Annotated in this window: 13 protein-coding genes and 1 pseudogene; 8 read left to right on the forward strand and 6 right to left on the reverse strand. The window is 42.8% G+C overall.

What is annotated here, in order from left to right; translation table 11 throughout:
• Positions 1 to 74 precede the first annotated feature (74 nt).
• A complete protein-coding gene (locus tag RMY00_RS00205; RefSeq protein ID WP_322645635.1) occupies positions 75 to 947 on the forward strand; it encodes an S-methyl-5'-thioadenosine phosphorylase in 873 nt (290 codons plus the stop codon).
• Between the two features lie 199 nt (positions 948 to 1146).
• Positions 1147 to 1952 (forward strand): annotated as a pseudogene (locus tag RMY00_RS00210) (Rpn family recombination-promoting nuclease/putative transposase).
• 214 nt (positions 1953 to 2166) lie between these two features.
• Here RMY00_RS00210 and RMY00_RS00215 read toward each other — a convergent pair.
• Together RMY00_RS00215 and RMY00_RS00220 are read right to left on the reverse strand one after the other, a co-directional pair.
• Positions 2167 to 2685, reverse strand: coding sequence for a DUF2085 domain-containing protein (locus RMY00_RS00215; protein ID WP_322645636.1), 519 nt, complete (start codon positions 2683 to 2685; stop codon positions 2167 to 2169).
• Between the two features lie 124 nt (positions 2686 to 2809).
• Positions 2810 to 4921, reverse strand: a complete 2112-nt coding sequence (locus RMY00_RS00220; protein ID WP_322645637.1) for a TIGR00300 family protein — start codon at positions 4919 to 4921, stop codon at positions 2810 to 2812.
• A 364-nt stretch (positions 4922 to 5285) separates the two neighbouring features.
• On the opposite strand from RMY00_RS00220, the gene RMY00_RS00225 reads away from it, so the two are divergent.
• Entirely contained in the window at positions 5286 to 9260 is a 3975-nt protein-coding gene (locus RMY00_RS00225) for a DUF2157 domain-containing protein (protein ID WP_322645638.1), read from the forward strand.
• Between the two features lie 20 nt (positions 9261 to 9280).
• Here the strand turns inward: RMY00_RS00225 and RMY00_RS00230 are convergent, their stop codons facing one another.
• A complete protein-coding gene (locus tag RMY00_RS00230; protein WP_322645639.1) occupies positions 9281 to 9622 on the reverse strand; it encodes a DUF5615 family PIN-like protein in 342 nt (113 codons plus the stop codon).
• A 2-nt stretch (positions 9623 to 9624) separates the two neighbouring features.
• Positions 9625 to 9951, reverse strand: a complete 327-nt coding sequence (locus RMY00_RS00235; protein ID WP_190727535.1) for a DUF433 domain-containing protein — start codon at positions 9949 to 9951, stop codon at positions 9625 to 9627.
• A 726-nt stretch (positions 9952 to 10677) separates the two neighbouring features.
• Here RMY00_RS00235 and RMY00_RS00240 point away from each other — a divergent pair.
• Positions 10678 to 11037 carry a hypothetical protein gene (locus tag RMY00_RS00240; protein ID WP_322645640.1) on the forward strand — a complete coding sequence of 120 codons (360 nt, stop codon included), beginning with the start codon at positions 10678 to 10680 and terminating at the stop codon, positions 11035 to 11037.
• A 177-nt stretch (positions 11038 to 11214) separates the two neighbouring features.
• Here the strand turns inward: RMY00_RS00240 and RMY00_RS00245 are convergent, their stop codons facing one another.
• Complete coding sequence (locus tag RMY00_RS00245; RefSeq protein WP_322645641.1) at positions 11215 to 12174, reverse strand: NAD-dependent epimerase/dehydratase family protein; 960 nt, start codon at positions 12172 to 12174, stop codon at positions 11215 to 11217.
• 596 nt (positions 12175 to 12770) lie between these two features.
• On the opposite strand from RMY00_RS00245, the gene purD reads away from it, so the two are divergent.
• The 4 genes from purD to RMY00_RS00265 all read left to right on the forward strand — a co-directional run bounded on the left by purD (position 12771) and on the right by RMY00_RS00265 (position 17181).
• On the forward strand, positions 12771 to 14066 hold the full coding sequence (gene purD / locus RMY00_RS00250; RefSeq protein WP_322645642.1) for a phosphoribosylamine--glycine ligase: 1296 nt from the start codon (positions 12771 to 12773) through the stop codon (positions 14064 to 14066).
• Positions 14067 to 14425: 359 nt separating this feature from the next.
• Positions 14426 to 16372, forward strand: a complete 1947-nt coding sequence (gene nblS / locus RMY00_RS00255) for a two-component system sensor histidine kinase NblS (RefSeq protein ID WP_322645643.1) — start codon at positions 14426 to 14428, stop codon at positions 16370 to 16372.
• Between the two features lie 181 nt (positions 16373 to 16553).
• A complete protein-coding gene (locus tag RMY00_RS00260) occupies positions 16554 to 16811 on the forward strand; it encodes a hypothetical protein (RefSeq protein ID WP_322645644.1) in 258 nt (85 codons plus the stop codon).
• Positions 16801 to 17181: a type II toxin-antitoxin system RelE/ParE family toxin gene (locus tag RMY00_RS00265; protein ID WP_322645645.1), complete on the forward strand. Its 381-nt coding sequence runs from the start codon at positions 16801 to 16803 to the stop codon at positions 17179 to 17181. Before RMY00_RS00260 ends, RMY00_RS00265 begins: the two co-directional genes overlap by 11 nt.
• Positions 17182 to 17314: 133 nt before the next feature.
• On the opposite strand, the gene RMY00_RS00270 is transcribed toward RMY00_RS00265, so the two are convergent.
• The gene (locus RMY00_RS00270) at positions 17315 to 17686 is read right to left on the reverse strand and encodes a zinc ribbon domain-containing protein (protein ID WP_322645646.1); all 372 of its coding nucleotides are present in this window, start codon (positions 17684 to 17686) and stop codon (positions 17315 to 17317) included.
• Positions 17687 to 17907: the final 221 nt, after the last annotated feature.

A 17907-nucleotide genomic window follows, 5' to 3' on the forward strand; every position in this document is an offset into this window, starting at 1 on the left:
GTTTGTTGGTTTCTCTGCTACTCACCTTTTCGGTAAAATAACTTAGCAGATCAGCAAGGAACAGGTTCAGGATCATGGCTCAAGCTAGTATTGGGATTATTGGTGGTAGTGGTCTGTATAAAATGGACGCGCTCAAAGATATAGAAGAGGTGCATATCCAAACCCCCTTCGGTTCACCATCAGATGCTTTGATTCTGGGGACTTTAGATAGTACACGGGTAGCTTTTCTGGCGCGTCATGGTCGCAATCACACACTGTTACCCTCTGAGTTACCGTTTCGCGCTAATATCTATGCGATGAAGCAATTGGGTGTGAAGTATTTAATTTCAGCTAGTGCTGTGGGTTCTTTGAAGGAAGAAGCGAAACCATTGGATATGGTAGTGCCAGATCAGTTTATTGACAGAACGAAAAACCGAATTTCAACGTTTTTTGGTGAGGGAATTGTTGCTCACATTGCCTTTGGCGATCCAATTTGTAAGAATTTGGCTGGTGTGTTGGCAGATGCGATCGCATCTCTCAATTTACCAGAAGTTACTCTCCATCGCGGCGGTACTTATGTGTGCATGGAAGGGCCGGCTTTTTCCACCAAGGCGGAATCGAATCTTTACCGCAGCTGGGATGCAACAATCATTGGGATGACGAATTTACCAGAGGCGAAGTTGGCAAGGGAAGCCGAAATTGCCTACTCAACTTTAGCTTTGGTGACAGATTATGATTGTTGGCATCCAGATCACGACAGTGTGACAGTAGAATTGGTAATTGCCAATTTGTTGCGAAATGCTGCGAATGCTCAAAAGGTTATTCAAGAAACTGTGCGGCGGTTGAGTGAAAATCCGCCGCCGAGTGAGGCGCATTCGGCGTTGCAGTATGCAATTTTGACTCAGTTAGATAAAGCACCAGCAGCGACGAAGGAAAAATTAGGGTTATTGTTGCAGAAGTATTTGTAGTATAAGAATTCAGAATTTATAAAAATTGGAAACCCTAATTTCATAATTTGAAGGAAATTAAGCAGCTTTACCACCCTTAATTTTCCAGTCATTCTGACTTCTAATTTTTGTACAGGCGCGATTAATCGCGTCTCCTAAATTCTTACAAAATAACTAATGGCAAATGACAGACAAGACCTCGCTAATATAATATCCATCTATGTTTGATAACGTCTGTCGCTTTTTAGCAGAGTCATTTTCAGGCGATTTTGCCACCTGGTTACTTGGCGAATCTATTGCACTTACCCAACTCAGTCCATCAGAATTATCCCTCGAACCGATTCGAGCAGATGCGTTAATTCTATTACAGTCAGACGAAATTGTTCTGCATATCGAATTTCAAACCGAAGCAAAAGCCGAAATTCCCTTTCGGATGACTGATTATCGATTAAGGGTGTATCGCAAATTTCCCCGAAAGCGAATGCATCAAGTTGTCATTTACCTGCAACCCACAACATCTGAATTAGTCCAACAAACAGCTTTTGTTTTAGAAAACACCCGTCATGAATTTGGAGTTATTCGTCTTTGGGAACAACCAAGCGAGATATTTTTAAATACTCCTGGTTTGTTACCGTTTGCAACTCTCAGTCGAACTGAGGATAAAACGCGAACATTGCAACAGGTTGCTGAAGCTATTGAGCAAATAAACGATACCCGAACACAAAGTAATATTGCTGCGTCAACGGCAGTCAAAGCTTAGGGTTAGTATTAAACAAGGAACTGATTAAAAGGTTATTACGGAGTGATGCTATGCGCGAGTCTGTAATTTATCAGGATATCCAGCAGGAAAAAGCTTTATCGATTGTTATCCGACTACTTTGCCGTAAAGTCGGAACTGTTCCACCTGCACAGCTATTAAAAATTCAAGCTTTAGACTCAACACAGTTGGATGATTTAGCAGAGGCTTTACTTGATTTTTCGAGTTTAACCGATTTAGAAGCTTGGTTAGCGCAAAATCAAAGTTAGTACAGCAGAATTGGGGAGTTTTCCGAGTCAGATATAGTTCAATACAGTTCAGTTAAGCATTTCTTTCTTCTCTCTGCGTCCTTGGCGTCCTTGGCGGTTCGTTAAAAAAATTGAGTTTGACAAAGAGTTTTAGCCTTAACTGAACCGTATTGAGATATAGTTTTTTAAATTAGAGCAAAAGCACAGATGCGTCAAGGAAGTACCAACGACGAATTTATTCGTCTTGAATATTAGCACCTCGCCATCCATGCAAAATAGGCATAGCAAACAATCCCCATGCCAAACCTGTAATCAACCCAAAAGGCGTAACCAGATAGTTATTAAAACTCCACAAACCGAAAATCTGTGCTGCTAATTCCAAAGGATAAGCCATCATTAGCACACTAGCTAAAGCTACACCACTCCAGCCATATTGATTCAGCCAGTAAAAACCTTTACCACCAGTTACCCCATACAACACACGAGTAATCAGCAAACCCGTGACAGTGCCGTAGCAGCGCATACACACAGCCATAATAAATGGTGGTGCTAAATCTAACCCCATATCTGGTTGCGGACATACATGATTACCCATGAAATAAATGATGTCCGCAATCCCAGGAAGCAAAGACACTCCAGACGCAGCCAAAAAGGGAGCGATAGGTGGGCCAAAAACCATCCCTACCAACAAGAAATCAGCAATCAAACTTACCCAATTAATCTGCAATTCTTCAGTGAAAGCTACTCTTGTCATTTTCCTTTCTTCGCGCCCTTTGCGTCTTTGCGGTACCCTGCGGGAAGCCCTACGGGTTCGCCAGATCCTTTATGCCGGGGAACCCGTCCACCGGACTGGCTCACCGTTTCCCGTCTACGTCCTCTTAACCTACCTTATTAACATAAGGACTTGTCAACTTATCCAACTGCTGAATCAACAGACTTAAGAATAATCCCACATCTGTCACTACACCCACCGATTCTACAGAACCGCGATCGCTTAACTTAGTCACCACAGCTGGATTAATATCCACACACACCATTTTCACTCCCGCCGGAGTCATATTCCCTACGCCAATGGAGTGCAGCATTGATGACAGCATCAAAATCATCTCCGCACCTTCTAAGTGTTTAGCGTATTCCTCCTGTGCTTGAATCAAATCCATTACGGTATCAGGCAAAGGCCCGTCATCCCGAATCGATCCCGCAAGCACAAAAGGCACATTATTGTGGACACACTCATACATCACGCCACTTTTAATTGCCCCCGCTTCCACAGCTTTATGAATGCTGCCATAACGGCGGATACTATTAATTACCTTCAGGTGATGCCGATGTCCACCATGCACTACAACACCCCGCTTCATGTCTACACCCAAGGAAGTGCCCATGATATTTTGCTCGATGTCGTGAACTGCGATCGCATTACCACCCAGCAACGCTTGCACGTATCCTTGCCGAATCAGTTGCGCCAAGTGTTCACCGCCACCAGTATGAATCACTACCGGGCCAGCCGTGACAACTACCTTACCACCAGCATCACGGATTTTCCGCAATTCCCAAGCCACTTGCTCAACAACCAATTCCACGCGCCGTTCGCTGGAAACTCCCGCCGACATAAAGCTGAATTCTTGGGTGCTGCGGAGTTCGCGCGATTCAGTTTTGCGGATGGTGCGGATACCTAACACATCTACAATTACTCGTTCGCCAACTTTTAAATCGCGTAGTATTTTACACCGAGCAACTAGGCCATTAGCGGTTTGGGTAATTGCGATCGCACCATCCATCCGTTGATTTTCCACCTTCACCCACTGGCCATTAATTCGGACTTCGGTGGGATAAATTGTACTAACGTAGAAATCATCAGGTGCAACGCCGTCTTGAATTACCGGCTCAAGTTTTGCGTCTCGCTCATCATGCGGTAAATCTACAGCACCCAAATCAATCAACCGAGAGATGATTTCTTCCATCACCTCATGGGATGGCGCTGATACCCTAACCTCGGCGGCTGAGGTACTTTGACGCTGTTCTCCCAAGTTAAAATTCAGGACTTTGAAGCTTCCCCCAGCGTCTATAATTAAATCCAAAGCGCGGTTAATTAAGCCTGCGTCGAGCAAGTGTCCTTCCATGCGGATGACACGGCTTTCTACCGAGACATTAGCATGAAGTTCATCTCTAACTGGTTCTGTTACCCGCAAAGTTAAGCATTTAGCCGCACCGCCAGCTTTGAGAAATTCGGTAAGCGGTGTTTCCAGCACTTGGAAACCTACATCTGCAAGGCGGGTTTTCAAAGCCTCACTCGCCTTGTTCATAATGACGATGCTATCTACATTCACCGCATTACAAGCGAAGTTGACTGCATCAGCTTCTTCAAGTGCGATTCGCTTTTCGGGTGCGACTCGCATTTCGATTAAGCGGTTAGAGTAAGCATCAAAAGCGCCTGGATAATATAGCAAATAGCCATTTGCTAAAGGACAAAAACAGGTATCTAAGTGATAGAAACGTTCGTCTATGAGTCGCAGGGATAGCACCTCAATATCCAGCCATTTAGCTAAATAAGGGTGAGAATCTAATTCCGAGCGGAAACCGTATCCCGCCCATAACCAGCGTCCTTCTCGATCCAGCAGTGCGTCCCCTGCTCCCTCAAAGGGCAAATCTTTGGGAAGTTCATTGACTGTATAACCATTTGCCTCAAACCATTGTTTGAAGAAAGGCTCCTCTCCCTGACGTTCTTTGTGTAAAAAGCGACTGAGGACGACATTATTCCCTAATACTAAGCCAGCGTTGGCGGTAAAAACCAAATCTGGCCAACCTTTTTCAGGTGGTACTAAGTCTACAATGGCGTGTTCTTTAAGGATCTGGTGTAGTCCCTGCCACTGTTCCACGGCGCGATCGCGCGATGACTTGTGAATATTTCCTTCCATCCAAGGATTAATCACATAGTCCACATCGTAGTGGTCAGGAGGGCACATCAAAAAGCGAATACGGGAAGTCATAAAAATCTTACAAGCGTTTTATATGCTAGCCTATTTGGGATACAGAGGGATAGAGATTTTCGATTTACTGACATTCGATAGAATCTGTTACTAGAGCTTCTATCTTTTGATAGTTGAAGGTTTTACAAAGGGTTCACTATTAATTCTATTACTGGTAGATAGTAATAAGTACAGAAGGTGGCAAAAGTAATTAGTCATTAGTCATTGGTCATTAATATTCTCCCCCTGCCTCCTGCCCCCTGCCTTAAAATATTGCTCGTAGGTTAAAAATTAATATCATTTAGCCTAATAAGTGGCACAAGTAGAGCCAAAATATACTTTAATTAGATGAAAAATTAAGTATATACTTATACTGCTGCCGCTTATGTCATCGCCCCTTGAGCGCCCGCTAAAACTTGAGATCAGACTGCCATCCTCCCATCCTCACTTATTAGAAGGGCTAGATATATGGCTGCGTTTGGGTTTGATATCCGATGCCCAAGTTAAGCAGCTATGCCGAGAATTCTTGGTGTGTACGGTGGTGTTACAACCCCAGCCTGAAGCTAAAACAAAGGTAGCGTTTGTAACTTCCAACCCCGTGCAGCAGTTGCCCGTAGCAGCTTTACAACCTAGTAGCCGTAGACAACCGCAGCAACAACCAGCTAAACCCAACTTTATCAGCACAATGTTGCAGTCCTTGGGGGCAGAACTGAGTGTGCGTTGGCTACTTTTTCTAGGGGTATTCTTGGTAGTTGTGTCCTCTGGGGTACTGGCTGCGAGTCAGTGGGAGAGGTTTCCGGCTTCTGGACAGTATGGAGTTTTATTTGCTTATACTTTAACTTTCTGGGGATTAAGCTTTTGGGCAATTAGGCAAAGCAACCTTAGATTGACGGCTCAGACATTGCTAATTGTCACCATGCTGTTAGTGCCAGTGAATTTTTGGGCAATGGATAGCTTTCGATTGTGGCAAAATCCTTTAGATTGGATTGTAGTTGCGATCGCTTGTCCTACCCTCACTGCTATAACTGTTCTACTCTCCAAAAATCGCAGTATTTTTCCCAATTTACTTACCGGCAAATTACCTCTAATAAATATTCTGGGGCTGAGTTATCTGCATTGGGGTTGGCAATTACCAGGATTTCCCTTGATTGCCGTTTATGTGGCAATGATCGGCACAACTATTCTTACCGTTTATCATAATTACCAACAGCTTAATGCTATCAGTGAAGAAGATCGGCGTGATAAGCGCCAAGCAAGTATTAGTTTGGCTGCCACTGTAATTATTTATGCTTTGATAGTGCTGCTAGTGCGGGCAATTTTTGTTGTTCGGGTAGATGTGACGCAGTTGGGGTTAGCTATTGGTATTTGTGGCTGGCTTGTAACTTGGTTAGCAGAGAAGGGGAGGGCAGGGGGCAGGGGGCAGGGGGTAGGGGGAGCAGGGGAGGCAGGGGGAGCAGGGGAAGATAAAGAAGTAAATTCTTCATCCTCCTTATCTCCTCCATTCCCTTCGTCCTTGTTACTCTGGGAAAGACTGGGCGGCACTCTACTCTTCTTGGGTTGGCTGGTTTCGGTAGTAAGTTATCCTTGGCAGGCAATAGCTGTAAGTGGTTTGGGTTTGTGGTTTGTCGGAAGTCGTCTGCGGCAGTACAGTTTAAAATTAGACTTTGCAGCAGTTTTCGTTATTGGCTTGCAGACGATTTGGCTAGGTTGGCGATTAGTACCTGATAGCTTACAGAAATTAGCGATCGCAACCGCTACTCAACTTACTAATTCTCAAAATGAACCTTGGGCGTTGCTGAGTATAGCTTTATTTCCCTACATAATTTTGATGGTGGCGTTCACAGATAGTTTGCATCGCAACGAAAAGCGAGAATTGGCTAAATTTGGCGAACTGCTCACCCTCTTATTTGGAGCTTTTTTAACAACGATCGCAATAGTAAATCCGGCATTGCGATCGCTAAATCTGCTATTTTCTACAATTACTCTGGCATTTGTCACTCAACGCCGCTCCCCCGCATCCCTTCCCCTGATATATCTAACTCACATCGTGGGAGTGCTGACTTTTTGTTTTACCATTAATTGGTTATTACCAACCCTGAATCATCAAGTCTGGGCAAGTATTTTATTAGCTCTGATGGTTGCAGAATGGATATTTAGTTTAAGCGAAGGACTATGGCGACGTAGTGCCTGGGACATTGGTTTAGGATTAGCCGCCGCTAGTTTTTTCCTATTGTGGATGAATGCAGAATCATCTTGGTATGGCATAGCTGATAGACAAGCTTATTGGGGAGTCTTATGGCTAATTACGCCTATAACTCTCACAGGTGTTGCCAATGCCACAATTATAGAGCGTCGCCTTACTAGCCGTTACTTGAGTGTATTGGCTGTGGGAGTTGCCCAGTTACTGACTTTACAGCTACCTGAAACCAGATTAATTGGTTTAGCTGTAGGTACAGGATTGATGTTTGTAAATACGCGCTATTTGCGAAACCAAATATCTGCGGTAATTACAGAAGGATTTCTTCTAAGTTTTATCGTGGCACTTTTATGGGTAGGCGTACCTGGCTTACCTCGCCTCGCGCTACCAGGTTGGTTCGTCGTCGGAGCGATCGCAATCCTAATTTTATGGTTAACGCGGACAGTTTTGAACCAACGCGGTAACGAATTAGCAATTATATATGCTACCGCCAGTGATAAATGGGCGATCGCCTTGTGTGGTTTTGAGTTGTTTGGTTTAACGGTACACTCAATATTAATTTACTCAGGGTTTATTACTTCGGGATTTTTGTACTTAGCTGCCACTGCAATCACCCTGGTAGCCATTGTTTATCGAAGTTGGCGAGAACCGACAAATTGGGCATTTTATGGCATCGGTTGGTCTTTGGAATTATTGACTGCCCAAGTGTTGGGATTTGGGGAACGATCAATAATTAGGATTGCGATCGCAAATATTGCTTTAGGTTTAACCGCTCAACTTGTCGGCGAGTGGTGGCGGCGACGACATCAATTAGAAAGCCTTCCTAGCAGTTTTCACATTTTGCCATTAATTTATGGTGCATTCAGTGTATTGCTGCGTGTGAACACCTTCACCGAATGGACTGGTTTGTATTCTTTGGGTGTAGCTTTAATTATCATTGGCGTGGGGCGACGCCGCGAAGACTTTAAACTCCTGCTGTACTTAGGAATTATTGGCGTATCAATTTCTGCCTATGAACTTTTGTTCTATCAAATGTCACAAGCTACAGGAGGAGCATTAGGTGATGGATTGATTGCCATGTCTACCCTTGGCGCAACTATTATGTATGCTTACCGCATCCTGTCGCCTTGGTTGGTAAGCTACTTACGGCTGACTCCTCAAGAACTGAAAGGAATTGCCCATATTCACTGGGCTTGGAGTAGTTGTTTATTAATGGCTGCAATTCCTCTTCCCATTGCAGTTAACCGTTTAGTGGGATTGGGAACAGGGGTATTTTTGATTCGTTATGCCATCTTTCAGGGACGAAATTTGCCCACTTCCCCCAGCATTTTTGGAAGAATCACAATAGCCGAAATGTGGGTTTATCTTGGCTTATTAGAGGTAGCTGGGATGAGGGTTTATTGGCGCGAGACAGCAGTAGGACGATTTTGGGCTGGGCCGTTAGTTCCTTGGAACGGTGCGATCGCCTGTGTGGTAGCCTATTTTCTATATATTCTGCCTTGGGAAAGTTGGGGTTGGTCTAAAAGACCTTGGCAGCAAGCCGCCTACATCATACCATTGATAATTTTATGGGAAACTAGACTGCAAACTTACCCCATTACCTTGCTAATTGCAGCTGGATTTTACATCTTCCTGGCAAAGGTAGGTGAAAACATCCGTTTTACTTATGTTAGTGTGGCGTTGATTAATTGGGCGCTTTACCGTTGGTTTAATTCCTTACGCCTGACAGATGCTTTGTGGTATGTAACACCCATTGGGTTATCACTGCTTTATGTTGCTCAAGTAGATACCCAACTGAAGTTACCAGAGTATAAAGGCGCTCGTCATCTTGTTAGATTGCTAGGTAGTGGTTTAATTTGTGGGTGGGCAATTTTATTTAATCAAAATGCAGCTTGGATACCTGGAATTTTCAGCCTCATCGCCATTTTTGCAGGATTAGCTTTGCGAGTGAGGGCTTTTCTCTACGTTGGTACAGCTACTTTTTTAATCACTACAATCTATCAATCAGTCATTTTTAGTTTGCAATACTCCTTTTTAAAATGGGTTGTTGGCTTGCTAGTTGGCATTCTCCTGATTTACATCGCCGCTAACTTTGAAACCCGTCGCGCTCAAATAACTTCCTTAATTCGTAGCGCCATTGATGAATTCCAATCATGGGAATAGTCAGCTAAATGTTGAACTAATTAGATAGGCGGGCGATTGACTCGTATCAGTTTTCCAAACAAAGATTCTTCAGCTGCAATTGCCTCATGAATCCGGGTGGCTAATCGCTGCCGATCCAAATCCTCTGTGCAAACAATGATACCTGCATGATCTGGACTCATGCGATGCAAGCGGATAAAATCATCTCGATTTACTGTCAGCACTGCCCGCCCCTGAATCGTCGCCAATACAAGCACTTGGTCATCAGGAATTTGCTGGTTGGCTTGCCCTGCTTCTTGTACCGTCAGCACATCGTGACCAAATTGACGCAATAGCCCCGTAACCACTTTGGGAAACCCTTCATCGGCATAAAGCAATGCCACCTTTAAGCCGCCTCTTGCCGTGCGATCGCTGCCTCAATTTCTTTAGGATAAACCTCAGCGTACAGCCATGCGTTCACCAAATCAGCAGCAGTTAGCGTCGGGTAATCTTCTAACAAATAGGCTTCACTTGCCCCTTGATGGCGCAAGCTAACCAACAGCCAAACCGGAATTCGAGTCTGCCGAATACAGGCATCGCCCCCCATCACCCCTGGTGTTTTCTCAATACCAATCAACCCATTGCCCAGACTCGCCGCCAAAATCTGAATTGCTTGTGCCTTTTCTTCCAAAGACAGGGCTAAAAGTTGAGGTTGTAGCTCTTTGAGTGTCATTGTGAGTATTAAACTGAATACTTGAGATGACTCATCTCCTAAATTGTTTAATTCTATCTTAATAGAACACTCTTGACTCCCGATGCGATTCGTTCGCGTAGCATCTCGCACGAAAAGAGCAATTACAGGAGATAAATTGCAACTAATACAGCAATCCTATCTAATTTGTGAAAATTCGCAGTGTCCAGATCCCCGACTTCTTTAAGAAGTAGGGGATCTAACTTTTCAATAAAACTCGTTAGCATCCATCAAAAAATATTGCTCCAGGGTTGACGTTTCGGTGTTTCGCGCAGTCTGTAGCAGCTTCCGTCTTCCCTGCAAGAACTTCTGTCTTCACGTTTCGGTGTTTCGCGCAGTCCGTAGCAACTTCCGCCTTGCCTGCAAGAACTTCTGTCTTCACGTTTCGGTGTTTCGCGCAGTCTGTAGCAACTTCCGTCTTCCCTGCAAGAACTTCTGTCTTCACGTTTTGGTGTTTCGCGCAGTCTGTAGCAACTTCCGTCTTCCCTGCAAAAATTTCCGTTTTTCCTGTAGCAACTTCTTCTTTAACTCAGTGCTAAGTCGTGAGTCGTGAGTAAAGAGCAACTACGGTTATAAAAGGGAGAGGAAGAATGAAAATTGCTGAAATGACTCAAATTTTAGTTTTCTGAAAAAAAATCAACAATTTTACGCAGGACAACCTTGTAAAAAATTGTCCACTATTGAATTACTTGAATTAGGGTATTAATTATGGCAAGACAAAAACGCGATTCACGTATCCTTAGCAAAGCTGAGATGCGCTTGGCAAGTGTTAAATCTATCAGTCCTACTCTAGATGTAGGAGATAATTTAACGGTTAAAGATTATACAAACAAAATTGCAAGTCTCCGTCAATCTTTGGAAGCATACAATACCACTCTCTCTACTATTGATGTTTTATTAACCCAAATCACCGAAAATGAAAGAGATTTGGCAGACTATTCTGAAAAAATTTTGCTTGGTGTTGCTTATAAGTTTGGTAAAAATAGCCACGAGTATCAGATGGCTGGTGGTACTCGTAAAAGCAATCGCAAGCGTAGTGTACGCCAAGGTGTTGTTTTAACTAAGTAGGTCGTGGTGAATATTTATCGTCAGGATAAGGCAGGAGGCAGGAGGCAGAAGGAAAGAGGGTTTAAGCCTATTTCATTTTTCTTTACATAGTTTGGTTTTTCTTACTCGTTCTACTTACCAGCTAAAGGCAAGACTCTTCAAAAGTGAAGTTTAAGAAGATGAGGGGGATAAGGAAAGTTAAGAGGATAGGGAATACAAAGATTTTATCCACTCCCATTCCTGTATCAAACCTTCTCTTAAGGAAACTTGCGGCTGATATCCGAGAATTTTTTTCGCTTTAGATATATCAGCCGCCGTGTGGCGGGCGTCTCCCATCGCTTTTTCTATGTAGTTTTTCTTAATTGATTTTCCAACAATTTCTTCAATCGTATCCAAGACTTCTGCTAAAACCACCCTGCTACCGCCACCGATATTAAAGATTTCTCCTACTGCTTCAGATGTAGAGGCGGCGGCTAAATTGGCGGCGATGATATCACTAACAAATGTAAACTCTCGCGTTTGCTGGCCATCGCCGTAAATAGGAATCGCCTCATCCTGCAAAATCGATTTAAAGAACTTATGAAATGCCATATCTGGGCGCTGTTTGGGCCCATATACTGTAAAATAGCGCAATGACACACAAGGGACGCCAAAGTTTTTGTGGTATAGTTCACATAAAAACTCCGCAGCTAGTTTCGTAATGCCGTAAGGAGAAACTGGTTTAGGACAAATTCTTTCATGGGTAGGTAACGTTTCTGCATCACCATATATACTAGATGAAGATGCAAACACTAACCTTTTCAGATGTTTAGCATCCTTAGCTGCTTCTAACAAAACTTGTGTAGCGTTAATATTTCGTTCTGTATAACCTCGAAAAGCTTTACCCCAACTTGCTCTAACACCTGCTTGCGCCGCTTGATGGTAAACTACATCTACATCTTTTAAGAGTTTTTGCCAATCTAAAAACTGCATGTCTGCTTCAATTAATGTAAAGCCAGGTGACTGATGTAAGTGTGCAATATTTTTACGCTTTAACATCGGATCGTAGTAATCATTAAATTCATCAATTCCGATCACTTCTTCTCCTTGTTGCAGTAATGTTTCTACAAAATGAGAGCCAATAAAGCCAGCAGCTCCAGTAACAATAATTTTAGCCATGTTGCCTATTTTTTGATATTTAAATTGTTTTCTATATTCACAGATTCATAATTGTAATCAATAATCGTCATTACTTGAAGATGATTTTTTTACTCAATTATTTAAATGGTTAAAAACCATGATAAATAGTTAAATATTTTACTGACATTGGAACAAATTCATATACTTGTTTAAGTATTGCAATTTGAGAAAAGTTATAATTATACTAGTTAATTAAGTTAAATTTTAAGAATTAATACAGTAAAAATTCAATATAGTAGTTCTCAGTTTACTAGGTACAGAACCCCATTTTTAACCTAAGATCAAACAAAGAGCTTGCTTTGATGAACTTCATTGGATTACGAAAAGCTATAGCTATATTTATTACCGCCCCTGCTTGTGAGCCTTTTTATTTATGAGGCAATACAGTTCAGTTAAGCTTTTATTCTCTCCCCCTGCCTCCCCTGCCTCCCCTGCCTGCCTTAACAGATAAATTTCCTTAACCCAAGCGTATTGATTTAGGAGGGGGCTTGCATAAGTGTGAAAATTAATGAAAAATTGATCCGCGAGAGCCAAATAGGGCATTCTCATTTCGCAAGGAACGCACGAGGAAAGCAGTGAAAGTTTTAGTTGTAGGGAATGGAGGGCGCGAACATGCTCTGGCATGGAAACTGTTGCAATCTAAGCAAGTTGAGCAAGTTGTCTGTGTACCAGGCAATGGAGGCACAGCAAGTCTGGAACGTTGCCATAACTTGTCTTTAACAGTAGATGATTTTGAGGGCATGAGCCAATATGCTCTAGAAAATGGTATTACTCTGGTGATAGTTGGGCCAGAAGTGCCTTTGGCAAAGGGAATCACAGATTACCTCCAAGGCAAAGGGTTAATGGTATTTGGCCCAGTCAGAGCGGGAGCGCAAATTGAAGCGAGCAAAGCTTGGGCAAAAGCCCTGATGCAAGAAGCAGGGATTCCGACGGCACGGGCTGCGGTATTTACGCAGGCAGCAGCAGCAAAATCTTATATTAAATCTCAGGGAGCGCCAATTGTCGTTAAAGCTGATGGCTTGGCGGCTGGTAAGGGCGTAATAGTAGCTGAAACAGTTGCACAGGCAGAAAGTGCCGTTGATGCAATTTTTCAAGGGCAATTTGGCAGTGCTGGTGAATTTGTTGTCATTGAAGAATGTTTAGTTGGGCAAGAGGTATCAATTCTAGCGTTAACAGATGGGTTAACGATTCGCTCCCTGTTGCCAGCTCAAGACCATAAGCGAGTTGGTGAGGGCGATACAGGAGACAATACTGGTGGCATGGGAGCATACAGTCCAGCACCCATCGCTACGCCAGAGTTGATGGCACGCATTCAAACGGAAGTATTAGAAAGAGCGATCGCAACCTTACTAGCTCAAAATATTGATTACCGAGGTGTACTGTATGCTGGGTTAATGATTGCACCCGATGGCGACTTTAAGGTTTTGGAATTTAACTGTCGCTTTGGCGATCCAGAAACCCAGGTGATTTTGCCACTCTTAGAAACACCCCTAGAAGAGTTGCTTCTAGCCTGTGTACAACAGCGATTAAGTGAATTGCCACCCATTGCCTGGAAAAAGGGAGTATCTGCAACTGTAGTTGCAGCTTCAGGTGGTTATCCAGGAGAATATGAGAAAGGCCAAGTCATTACTGGCATTAGTGAGGCAGAAGCAACCGGAGCAACTGTATTTCATGCAGGTACGAAATTGAACCAACAACAAGAAGTTGTCACAGATGGGGGTCGAGTATTAAATGTGACTGGAATTGGAGAAAATTTTCAGCAAGCGATCGCCCAAGCATACGCAGGTATCAAATATATCCAGTTTGAGGGGATATATTACCGGAGAGATATTGGGCATAGAGTAGCCAGCGTAAAGCAGAGGCAAGGATAAGGCAGGGGGCAGGGGGAGGGAAAGTCGTAGTGAAGTCCAGAAATTGGATAATTTATTTTTTGGAGTTCGCTAACCTGAGCCGGAAAACTAGCCTAAAATCACGACAGGTTGAATTTTTGTTAGACTGCTCATCTGATCTGTGCGTAACTAATAGTCACAAAAATGGAGTTTAACGCCTTAATCCTCAACTGGATATCAACTCGGATGCCTGAAATGAGGTAAATTCGTTAAGACTACCTTACATAAATATCCCCTGGAGTTTCCCATCTCTCCCTCTTCCCTAACATGTTTGTCAAATTAACTGTTAATTTTTTAGTTGTTGGGCTTTATAACAAAGAGTATTAACAACTTTATTTAAGATGCTAAGTCTGTTTAAAACAATTCGACACGCGATCGCCACTTGGTGGTCGGAGTTCACACTCCAGACCAAATTATTGGCTGTAGCCACAATGGTAGTTTCATTGGTGATGAGTGGCTTGACCTTCTGGGCTGTGAATACAATCCAGCAGGATGCGCGGATGAATGACACCCGCTTTGGCCGCGACTTGGGGCTGCTGTTGGCTGCCAACGTTGCCCCCCTAGTCGCTGACAATAATCTGACTGAGGTTGCCCAATTTTCTCAACGCTTCTACAGCAGCACCTCTAGTGTGCGTTATATGCTTTACGCTGACGAAAACGGGGAAATCTTTTTTGGCATTCCTTTTTGGGAAGCGGAGGTAGAAAACTCTCTCACCATAAAACGGCGGATACAACTGCCGGAAGATTACCCTGGTGATGGGGAAAAGCCAATGGTGCGGCAACATACAACCCCAGATGGAACAGTCACCGATGTATTTATTCCCTTGATTGTCAATAAAAAATACTTAGGTGTATTAGCGATCGGTATCAACCCCAATCAGACTGCTGTCATCTCCACCAATTTTACCCGCGATGTCACCATTGCCGTTTTTATTACCATTTGGGTAATGGTGATTTTGGCAGGAGTAATAAACGCCTTGACCATCACTAAGCCCATTAAAGAACTACTGGTGGGAGTGAAGCAAATTGCTACCGGGAATTTCAAGCAGCGCATTGATTTACCTTTAGGGGGCGAACTGGGGGAGTTAATTTTAAGCTTTAATGAAATGGCAGAGCGATTAGAACGCTATGAAGAACAAAATATTGAGGAACTGACCGCAGAAAAAGCCAAGCTACAAACCCTAGTTTCAACGATCGCAGATGGCGCTGTGTTGATTGACAACAACATGCAGGTGATTTTAGCTAACCCCACAGCAGAGCGAATTTTTGGCTGGGAAAACGCTGATGTGGAAGGTAACAATTTGTTACATCACTTGCCATTATCGGTACAAATGGAAATCGCTAGCCCCTTGTACGAAATGGCAGCAGGCAAATGCGAAAGCGCCGAATTCCGAATTTTTCTTAACCAACCCACCCCGCGAACGATCCGAATTCTCTTGACTACAGTACTCAATGTGCAAAGGGAAAGCATCAAAGGTATTGCGATTACTGTCCAAGATATAACCCGTGAGGTGGAATTAAACGAGGCAAAAAGCCAATTTATCAGCAACGTTTCTCACGAACTGCGAACGCCTCTATTCAACATCAAAACTTATATTGAAACCCTGCACGACTACGGCGAAGACTTAGCTTTAAAAGAACGAAAAGAGTTTCTGCAAACAGTCAACCATGAAACCGATCGTTTAACCCGCTTAGTTAATGATGTTTTAGATTTGTCAAAACTCGAATCTGGTCGCAACTACAGCTTCGATGGCGTAGATTTAGCCCAAGCGATCGAGCAAACCCTGCGTACTTACCAACTGAATGCTAAAGATAAAGGTGTTGAACTCATTCAAGAAGTTGCTCCTAATTTGCCATTAGTGATGGGTAATTACGATCTATTAGTACAAGTGTTTGGCAATCTGATTGGTAATGCCCTTAAATTCACTAAAGCCGGTGGTAAAGTGGCAATCCGCGCTTACCAACTAGATTTTAAACCCAGTCACACCCAATCTGCTCCAGTGCGGATTGAAATTTCTGATACTGGAATTGGCATCGCCACAGAAGATCAACACTCAATTTTTGAACGCTTCTTTCGCGTAGAAAACCGAGTTCACACTCTAGAAGGCACGGGTTTAGGTTTATCGATTGTCAGAAATATTATTGACAGACATCGTAGTAAAGTCCATCTGGTGAGTGAAGTTGGTATAGGCACCACTTTTTGGTTCGATTTAGCCACCTTTGAAGAAAAAGCGCCTGCCATATTGATTGAACCTATTGTTGAAGCATCCAAAATCACAACAGTTTGAAGGTTACGGAAGCATCCAAAATCATCACAGCCTGGAGATTAGGAATTGGGCATGGTTTGTTATTTTTTACCATTCCCTATAGTGGCGATTTTGGATGAAGCGTTTGAGGGAATTGCCAGATGAATGGGGAATAGCTGCACTAGACTATAAGTAAGTTGAATTGACTCAATATTTAACAACATTGTCATTATCTATGAAAGCAATTGAAACCACAGCGACAATTAATGAGAGTGGACAACTTACGCTCGATCAATCACTGGGATTCATCAAACCACAACGTGTTCGTGTTATTGTCTTACTTTCCGAAGATGACGAAACCGATCCCGATGAAACACCTACAGAAGTTGTTATAGAAGGTATTCGCCAAGGTTTACACGAAGCTTTAACTGGGCAAACTCTTCCCCTCTCCGAAATGTGGTCAGGTATCGATGCAGAGTGAACCATCGCCAACCCAGATCGCTCTTACACCTCGTTTCAAAAGGGATCTTCGAGAACTTGCCAAACGTTATCGTTCAATTCGTACTGATCTCCAACCCTTAATTGACCAACTTCAAGCAGGTGAAATCCTCGGTGATAGAATTGCTGGAGTTAAATATCAGGTTTTCAAAGTTCGTCTCAAAAATAGCAACATTCAAAAAGGAAAAAGTGGAGGTTATCGAGTCATTTATTATCTGAAAACTGATCGAGGAATTATACTTACTACAATTTATTCCAAATCCGATATTTCAGATGTTAGTAATGAAATAATTGAAGAAGCAATCGCACAATACGAGCAAGAAATTCAAATAGCTGATAATTCAGATGTATAAACTTGGGTTTTTTGATACATCATCAATTGCAATTTAGCTGGGGAGACAATTTAAATATAAAATCGTAACTATTTAGCTCTGTATTAGACTCAACACAAAAGCATTATATTCCCTACTCCCCAGAAAACCCAAATCAAGACCTTAATATAACGAACAACAAACAAACCAATAATAAACCCAAAAGTAACAGCAAAGCCTGATTGCGTTTTACCCAATTTTTTACAGTTATTGCAAAACTATTACTGTAACGTTGCTGTTCTAACTCTAACTTTGTCTCTTCAATATTTTGGTAGAGGGTACAGTCTTTAGCGTAGGGACGCTGAGGAAAATTGCAAGTATCATCAGCGTGATAAGTGCAGGTGTCACATAGATATCCGCCCCCAGTGGCGCGGTGCAATGGTATACCGGGATGACCGTAAGCTTTGAGTGTCGTCCGGCAATAAGGACAACTAATAGCTTGACTATCAACGAGTTGATGGCAGTGGGGACAAGATACAGTAGCCAAAACCTTTAGCGCAAATAGGTAAACACTTTGATTCTAGCCATTTACAAAAATAATGGGGAAATACATACATAGGCTGGTACTTTTGAATATGGCTAGCTCTCAGAAGTGGTTATTATATCAGCAAAAGTACTAATTTTATGATGACTCTTTATATCTTTGTAAGTGATTTATATCACTTAACATAATTAAGGCTATGCCATAATCTAGCAAATATCAGGTTT

Origin of the sequence: Nostoc sp. ChiVER01 (assembly GCF_034531155.1) — a bacterium.
Lineage (GTDB): Bacteria > Cyanobacteriota > Cyanobacteriia > Cyanobacteriales > Nostocaceae > Nostoc.

Coding starts and splice junctions, on each gene's coding strand:
- RMY00_RS00265 (WP_322645645.1), top strand. CDS start 16,801: ATGCAGAGTGAACCATCGCCAACCCAGATCGCTCTTACACCTCGTTTC.
- RMY00_RS00225 (WP_322645638.1), top strand. CDS start 5,286: ATGTCATCGCCCCTTGAGCGCCCGCTAAAACTTGAGATCAGACTGCCA.
- RMY00_RS00220 (WP_322645637.1), bottom strand. CDS start 4,921: ATGACTTCCCGTATTCGCTTTTTGATGTGCCCTCCTGACCACTACGAT.
- nblS (WP_322645643.1), top strand. CDS start 14,426: ATGCTAAGTCTGTTTAAAACAATTCGACACGCGATCGCCACTTGGTGG.
- RMY00_RS00245 (WP_322645641.1), bottom strand. CDS start 12,174: ATGGCTAAAATTATTGTTACTGGAGCTGCTGGCTTTATTGGCTCTCAT.
- RMY00_RS00205 (WP_322645635.1), top strand. CDS start 75: ATGGCTCAAGCTAGTATTGGGATTATTGGTGGTAGTGGTCTGTATAAA.
- RMY00_RS00215 (WP_322645636.1), bottom strand. CDS start 2,685: ATGACAAGAGTAGCTTTCACTGAAGAATTGCAGATTAATTGGGTAAGT.
- RMY00_RS00240 (WP_322645640.1), top strand. CDS start 10,678: ATGGCAAGACAAAAACGCGATTCACGTATCCTTAGCAAAGCTGAGATG.
- RMY00_RS00235 (WP_190727535.1), bottom strand. CDS start 9,951: ATGACACTCAAAGAGCTACAACCTCAACTTTTAGCCCTGTCTTTGGAA.